The sequence below is a fragment of the Pseudarthrobacter sp. AG30 genome, from assembly GCF_003116525.1.
Taxonomy (GTDB): Bacteria; Actinomycetota; Actinomycetes; order Actinomycetales; family Micrococcaceae; genus Arthrobacter.
Genome location: NZ_QEHL01000009.1, coordinates 151,001 through 157,750, shown reverse-complemented (window position 1 = coordinate 157,750; position 6,750 = coordinate 151,001). Strand labels below are relative to the sequence as shown.

Genomic DNA, 6,750 nt, shown 5'->3' with positions numbered 1-6,750 from the left:
AGCGGGCGTCCAGGTGGAAGCTGCAGGAAGTGAGCGGGCGTTCCGGGCTACTTTTCGACGAGGGTGAGGACGTCGTAGGTGGCCACGATGTCGTCATTCTGGTTGGTCAGGACGGCGTCCCAGGCCACCTCGCCATATTCGTCCGTTTCGCGCGGGGTGATCTTCTTGGCTGTCAGCGTCACCCGGATTGAATCACCGGCGGCAACGGGGGTGATGAAGCGCAGGTTCTCCAGGCCGTAGTTGGCCAGCACGGGGCCCGGGGCGGGTTCCACGAACAGTCCTGCGGCCCAGCTCAGCAGCAGGTAGCCGTGTGCCACGATGCCCGGGAAGAACGGGTTGGCTTCCGCCGCTTGCTGGTTGGTGTGCGCGTAGAACGTGTCGCCCGTGGACTCCGCAAAAGCGGTAATGTCCGCCAGCGTGACCTGCCGCAGGTCAGAGCGGACGGCATCGCCGATCCGTAGCGTGGCGAGGGATTTCCGGAACGGGTGCGCGCCTTCGGTTTCCACGGTGAAGTTGCGGTCCGCACCGGTATGCCAGACGCCGGTGACGGCGGTGAGCATGTTGGGTGAGCCCTGGATGGCGGTGCGCTGCATGTGGTGCAGCACGGACCGGATGCCACCGAGTTCCTCGCCGCCGCCGGCGCGCCCCGGGCCACCGTGGACGAGGTGCGGCACCGGTGATCCGTGGCCGGTGGACGAGCGGGCGTCCTCCCGGTTCAGCATCAGGACGCGGCCGTGGTGCGCAGCGATTCCGGTGACCAGTTCCCGGGCCACCTCGGGGTCGTTGGTGCAGACCGAGGCCACCAGGGAGCCGCCGCCGCGGGCGGCGAGGCGGACGGCGTCGGCCAGGTCGCGGTAGCCGATCACGGACGATACCGGTCCGAATGCTTCGAGCGAGTGGATTGCGTCCGCTTCGGGGTTGTCCCAGTTCAGGACGACCGGGGCCATGAACGCCCCGCCGTCCACCACGCCGGTGGTTCCGTCGGCCGAGGTGACCGACGGCGAATCGAGGGTTCCGTACGCAAGCTCACCGCCGGCGGCGAGCATGGACTGGACGGCCGCCCGGACGTCCCTTAACTGTTCCACGGACGCCAGTGCGCCCATGGTGACGCCCGCGCCGCGGGGGTCGCCCAGGACGATGCGTTCCGAGATGCGCTTGCCGATCGCGGCGGTGACGGCGGAAACCAGTTCCTGCGGCACGATGGCGCGGCGGACGGCGGTGCACTTCTGCCCGGCCTTGACGGTCATTTCGGTGACTACGGACTTGACGAACGCATCGAATTCCGGTGTGCCCTCCATCGCGTCAGGGCCAAGGATGGCAGCGTTCAGGGAGTCCGTCTCGGACGTGAACCGCACTCCGCCCTCCACCACGTTCGGGTGCGCCTTGAGCGATTTGGCGGTGGACGCCGAGCCGGTGAAGGCGACGAGGTCGCGGTAGTCCAGGACGTCCAGCAGCCCGCGGACGGAACCTGAAATAAGCTGCAGCGACCCTGCCGGCAGGATGTTGGATTCAACGATGGCCTTGACCACGGCCGCAGCAACGTAACCGGTGGTGGTGGCCGGTTTGACGATGGTGGGGACGCCGGCCAGGAAGGCAGGGGCGAACTTCTCCAGCATCCCCCAGACCGGGAAGTTGAAGGCGTTGATCTGGACGGCAACACCGGGAATGCGGGTGTAGATGTGCTCGCCGGCGAAGGAGCCGTCCTTGGACAGCACCTCCATGGGCCCGTCCACCACTACCTGGGAGTTGGGCAGTTCGCGCCGGCCTTTGGAACCGAAGGTGAACAGCACGCCGATGCCGCCGTCGATGTCCACCATGGAGTCGATCTTGGTGGCACCGGTCTGGAACGAGAAGTTGTAGAAGTGCTCGCGGCGGGCGTTCAGGTACTGCGCCAGTTCCTTGAGCTTGAGGGCGCGCTGGTGGAAGGTCAGCTTGCCCAGTTCCGCCTGGCCGGTGGTGCGGCCGTATTCGACGACGGCGGCCAGGTCCAGGCCCTCCGTGCTGACCTTGGCCAGGATTTCCCCTGTGCTCGCATCCCGGACGGGCACCGCGGAAGCCGACGAGCCGGCGTCGGGCGTCCACCAGGCATCCTTGACGAAGCTGGGCACTGTCTCCACGGTGTCGACCGTGGCCTGGGGAGCTGTGGCTGTGGTGGTCATCGTTGACGGGTCCTTCCAACGCTGGGGCAGGCAAACAACAGTCATTACTGACCGTCCGTTCGGTAATATATTCACCATACATGAAGTGCCGTGCCGCACACTAGAAGGCCGGGACTGAAATGGATACCGAAGGAGAACGAATGAGAGCCCCACACGAGGATTCCGGCGACAACCAGCCGTCGCAGCATGAACTCTGGAAAATCACGCTGGGCGAGCTGGACGAAAAGATGGGCGTGAAGATCCTGGAGGAGTCCGTGGAGCGGGTGGTGGCCACCATGCCGGTGGAGGGAAACCGGCAGTCCTTCGGCCTGCTGCACGGCGGCGCTTCCCTGGCCGTCGGCGAGGCCGTGGGCTCCTGGGCCGCCGTGATCCACGCGAGCACCATGGGCAAGACCGCTGTGGGGGTGGACGTATCCGCCACCCACCACCGGTCCGCACGGGAGGGCCAGGTCACCATCACGGCCACGCCTATCCACCTGGGCGGCACACTGACCACGCACGAGGTGCTGATCACCAACGAGGCGGGCCAGCGGCTCTGCACCCTGCGCATTACAAACCTGCTGATGCGGCGCCACAAGTAACGGTGGTTGAGCCCGTCCCCGGTGGTTGAGCCTGTCGGAACCTAGTCCGATCCCCGCTTCCGGCGCCTGACCAGCACCATAAGCACGATCCCGACGGCGACCGCGGCAGCGGCAGCGACGGCTGCGGGCACCAGCGCCGTCGCGCCGGTGTAGGCCAGGCCGCCCGCATCCGCGGAACCGTTGCCGCCTGTGATCGCCAGGCCGGCAGGCGGAGTGCTTGGTGCCGGGGTACTGGGTGCCGGGGTACTGGCCGGGGGTGTAACGACGGCGGCCGGGCTGGCCTGGGTGGGCGACGGGGCCGGGCTGGCCTGGGTGGGTGACGGGGATGCGGTAGCGATGCTGGCGGGAGGACTCGTGGGAGCCGGCGGGGCAGGGCTCGACGGCGGGGCAGGGCTCGTGGGAGCCGGCGGGGTGGCCGCGAACTCGAAGGTGGTGGTGCCCGACCGGCTGTACCCGTTGACGGTCTCGGCCGTGAAGTGGAGCGGATCCCTGCCTTGCGGTGCGGTGAAGCTCCAGTTGCCGGCGGCGTCCACGGGGACCTCGAACGGGCCTTGGCCCTGGAGGGTGATCCGGACCTTGGACCCGGCGGCGATGGCTGACGCCGGAGCCGCGGCAACGGTGCCAGCGATGGTTTGGCCGGAATCATAGGTGCCGCCGGCCGCGGGCGCGGTAACGGAAGGCTTGTTGAGGAACAGTTCCAGCTGGTAGCCGGGAAGTACGGCCAAACTGTTCCGCAAGGTGGCGCCGACGGCGAAGTTTTGGATCACGTTGCCGTTTTGGTCCGGGGTGTCCCCTGCCGAGTGGGTGCCCACGGCGTAGTTGCCGCTGACGTAGGGTCCCCCGGAGTCTCCCCCGCTGGACTGCACCCCGTAAGAAAGGAACCCGTTGAACGCGCGGATGTCTTTCTTGTCCGAGGCGTAGCCCGGGCCCGGCACGATAAAGATGCCGACGGCGTCAACCGTTCCGCAGGACCAGGCGGAGGTCCGTCCCGAGCGGCAAATGGGCATTCCCACAACGGGTTCTTCGGATCCGATGATCTTGACGTCGGGCGCGGGCTGGGACGGGTTCCCCCACGTGCTGGCCGCGGGAAGGGGATCGATGTCCTGCCGCAGCGACTGGATCACCGAGATGTCCGTCCCCACATTGCCAGGGTTGGTTACCGCCGCCTGGTCCGGACCGATGGGAGTGGTGGGGTCGAGCACGCGGGTGTTCCCCGGGCCGCCGAACTGGCTGAAGCCGAACTTCCCCAGCAGGCCCGCCGGCACGCCTTGGAACTCCAGGGTGGCTGTCTTGGCGGCACCATCCGAAGCGCAGTGCCCCGCGGTCAGGACAGTGGGCAGGCCTGTGGGGTCGAAGGCGGAGAAACCGGTGGAACACACATAGCCGATATCGCTCTGGTACCCGATGCCGCCTGCGACGTCCGCCTCGGATTTGAGCGGCGTACCGCCGTCGAGCTCGACGTTGGCATAGCGGGACACGAACTGGGCCGGAGTGATCTTTCCGGCCCCCGGCGAGGCCGACTCCGACGGCGAGGGCGACGGGGCTGCCGACGGCGAGGACGCCGTCGCTGGTTCTGGCGACAACGCCTCCGGCGCATTGATCCCGCCCGTCCTGATCACGAACTTTCCGCCGGCGTACATCACCGCCTGCAGGTCCTGCGGCCCAACGTCGCGGAGATAGGCCTGGAAGAGCTGCTCCGTGCTGACCGCCAGTTCGGACCTGGCGCCAACCGCGGGCGCCTCGAGGGACAAACCGGAGATAGTGCCCGCGAGGGCGGCAACGGCGGTCTTAAGCTCACGTCCTGAACCGCTGACCGTAATGGATCCATGCTCGATCCGGATTCCCACGTAGCCCGGGACCTGGCGCAGCTGGACGGCCGCCTGCGCTGCCTGGGCACCGAGTTGTCCGGCAGCCTCGAACTGCTGGGGGGTGAGCTTGAGGTCCCGCTGCACGGCGTCGTCGAGGGCGGCCTGCGACAGCGCCGGGGACGCCGGGGCTGTGCTTCCCGAAGCCGGGCTGGGGGACGCTGTACCCTGACTCGGCGAGGCCGGCGTGGGAGACGATTCACCGGCGGCAAAAGCGGGAACGGCTGCGTACGCGGAGGATGCCAGCACGCCGGCAGCGGCGCCCAAGGCGAGCACCCGCCGCAGCGTGACAGCACTAAACCCCAGGTCATGCGCCATTGGAGTCTTTTTCCTTGGTGCTGCTGCTGAGCTCATGTCCGTCTCTCTGCCGGTCAACGTGACCGAGGAAACAACAGTATCTCAGGTCACATGCGTCACACTGGTCCCATTGTATCTACGCTGTCCTGGCAACAGGCCAGGACAGCCTCGAGTTCTACTGCGGTGAGGCCGTTGGCCAGAAGGTAGTGGCGGGTATCCAGGTCTCGGACAAACCTGGCCACGGTGAGCCCCCGTTGTTCCAGCAAGGGCTCGAGTTCACCGGCGGCCAGGTAGCGTTCGCGGCTGTGCGGCGGCCCGTGCGTGCGGTACCTCTCGTTGATGCCGCGTGCCGCCCGCCGGTAACCCTCTGCGATCGCTTCGTCGGAATCGCCTGCGAGGTCCTGGACCATGGCGGCCACCATTCCACTGCGGTCCCGGCCGGCGGCGCAGTGCAGCAGGACATCCCCCTTGGGTGCGGCGTGGGCGATGGCCCGGAAGACGCCCACCAGCTTTTCCGGGAAGAGGCGGGCGTTCACGGCGTAATGCCCGGGGTCGTTCAAATACGGCCCGGTGATGGCGGTGAAGCGCGGATCACCGGCCTCTTCCGTGGGCGCCTGGACCACGTCGATGTCCGGCATGGACGTGTCCGGGACCACCGGGTCGGTGTCCCGGCGCCGGCCTTCCGCTGCGTTGCGGAGATCGACGACGGTGCGGACGCCGTCGTCGAACATCTGCCGCCACCCGGACGCCGTCAGCCACTCACGCCGCCCCATGCGGTAGATGCCGCCCGAAATGTGCCAGGCGTTGACAGCTCCATCCCAGTTCATGGGCCTGCCCCGTTTGCTCATCCGCCCAGCTAATCACACGGTGCTGGGAGCCGCATGCCGCACGGGAAGACTTCTGGCGTCATCAGCGGGCAGCCGGGCCGCGGCGGTCCAGCCGGTACTCGAGCCCGGCGCGGACGGCGGGCCATTCGTGGTCCAGGATGGAGAACACCACGGTGTCGCGCAGGTTCCCGTCGCTGGTCCGGGAGTGGCTGCGCAGTACGCCGTCCTGCTTGGCACCGAGCCGGGCGATGGCCTCCCGCGACTGGTGGTTCAGCCAGTGGGTGCGGAACTCCACCGCCGGGCAGCCCACGGCCTCGAAGGCGTGCCCGAGCAGCAGGAGCTTGGAGTCCGGGTTCGTTCCGGTCCCCTGCACGGAGGCCGCGTTCCACGTGGAGCCGATCTCCACGCGGGGCGTGGCGGCGTCGATGTTCATGTAGGTGGTCATGCCGATGATGCGGCCCGGGCCGCCGGTTTCCGCATCGATCAGGCGGGTGGTGAACGGCAGCATTGACCCTTGGTCCTGCAGTGCCAGCCGCCGCCTGATTTCGGCGGCCATCCCATCAGGGGCCGGCACCGAGGTGTACCAGAGCTTCCAGAGCTCACCATCCCTGGCGGCCTCCACCAGGCCGTCGTGATGCTCCTCCGCGAGCGGCTCCAGGATTACGTGCCGGCCGGTCAGGGTAAGGGGTTCAAGGAAAGTCACTGCACCAGCCTAGGCCCACCGGTTCGGTGCCGGTTACGCTTGGGCAAGCACGTGGACGGCGAGCGAGGGAGTCATTGTGTCAGGTACCAATCCGGATCCGGAAGACGACAAGATCACCGGTCTGGAGCCCGGCGGCGGCGTTCCGCCCGGCGAAACCCCGCCGGGCGAAGCATCCACGGTCGGGCCCCATGGCACGGAGGAGCGCGGGCCGGGCAAGGGCACGCAGTTCCTCTGGATTGCCATCATCGGGGTGGTCGTCCTGCTCTGCCTGCTGTATTTCATCGGCTACATCGTGGGCTTCTTCGACTAACGCGGGCG

The 6,750-nt window shown here is 67.7% G+C and carries 6 protein-coding genes; 2 read left to right on the top strand and 4 right to left on the bottom strand.

Translation table 11 applies throughout. The features are described 5' to 3' along the window. Positions 1 to 47: 47 nt before the first annotated feature. Positions 48 to 2,159 carry a phenylacetic acid degradation bifunctional protein PaaZ gene (paaZ, locus tag DC347_RS09715; protein ID WP_109045224.1) on the bottom strand — a complete coding sequence of 704 codons (2,112 nt, stop codon included), beginning with the start codon at positions 2,157 to 2,159 and terminating at the stop codon, positions 48 to 50. Between the two features lie 140 nt (positions 2,160 to 2,299). On the opposite strand from paaZ, the gene DC347_RS09710 reads away from it, so the two are divergent. Continuing rightward, positions 2,300 to 2,740: a PaaI family thioesterase gene (locus DC347_RS09710; RefSeq protein WP_018761736.1), complete on the top strand. Its 441-nt coding sequence runs from the start codon at positions 2,300 to 2,302 to the stop codon at positions 2,738 to 2,740. Positions 2,741 to 2,781: 41 nt separating this feature from the next. Here DC347_RS09710 and DC347_RS09705 read toward each other — a convergent pair whose 3' ends face one another. The 3 genes from DC347_RS09705 to DC347_RS09695 form a co-directional block, all read right to left on the bottom strand. Then, on the bottom strand, positions 2,782 to 4,923 hold the full coding sequence (locus DC347_RS09705) for a S1 family peptidase (protein ID WP_109045223.1): 2,142 nt from the start codon (positions 4,921 to 4,923) through the stop codon (positions 2,782 to 2,784). 95 nt (positions 4,924 to 5,018) lie between these two features. Beyond that, a complete protein-coding gene (locus DC347_RS09700) occupies positions 5,019 to 5,729 on the bottom strand; it encodes a tyrosine-protein phosphatase (protein WP_109045222.1) in 711 nt (236 codons plus the stop codon). Between the two features lie 82 nt (positions 5,730 to 5,811). Then, positions 5,812 to 6,432 (bottom strand): GNAT family N-acetyltransferase, encoded by a 621-nt coding sequence (locus DC347_RS09695; RefSeq protein WP_018761739.1) that lies wholly within the window; start codon positions 6,430 to 6,432, stop codon positions 5,812 to 5,814. A gap of 76 nt (positions 6,433 to 6,508) precedes the next feature. On the opposite strand from DC347_RS09695, the gene DC347_RS09690 reads away from it, so the two are divergent. After that, complete coding sequence (locus DC347_RS09690) at positions 6,509 to 6,742, top strand: DUF6480 family protein (RefSeq protein ID WP_109045221.1); 234 nt, start codon at positions 6,509 to 6,511, stop codon at positions 6,740 to 6,742. Positions 6,743 to 6,750: the final 8 nt, after the last annotated feature.